General features: G+C 69.2%; 2 pseudogenes. One reads left to right on the forward strand and one right to left on the reverse strand.

What is annotated here, in order from left to right:
- Window positions 1-56 precede the first annotated feature (56 nt).
- Window positions 57-188, forward strand: a pseudogene (locus AC0IYH_RS29835) (GAF domain-containing protein); the annotation flags it as partial.
- A gap of 105 nt (window positions 189-293) precedes the next feature.
- Here the strand turns inward: AC0IYH_RS29835 and AC0IYH_RS29840 are convergent.
- Window positions 294-362: pseudogene (locus AC0IYH_RS29840) on the reverse strand (hypothetical protein); the annotation flags it as partial.
- Window positions 363-373 lie beyond the last annotated feature (11 nt).

Below are 373 nucleotides of genomic sequence, written 5' to 3' on the forward strand. Positions count from 1 at the left end.
TCACCAAGCTGGCGCTGGGCGAGGGGCTGGTCGGTACGATCGCCGAGCGCGGCGAGGTGCTGAACCTCGACGAGGCCGCCTCCCACCCCGACTTCCGCTACATGCCGGAAACCGGGGAGGAGCGCTTCCACAGCTTCGCCGGCGTGCCGATCATCCGCCGCGAACGCGTCGTCGGCGTGCTCGCGGTCCAGCATGCGGAACAGCGCCGCTACGCCGATGTGGAGATCGAGGCGTTGCTGACGGTCGCGCTGGGGCAATGTCGCGGAGACGAGGAACTGGAATTCGGTGCGGAACAGGCCGATCCCGTCCGCGCCGGTGATGTCGAGCGCGCCGACATCGTCGCGCAGGCCCGCGTTGATCATCAGCGTGACGC

It is taken from the genome of Pseudomonas sp. AC463 (assembly GCF_979253585.1).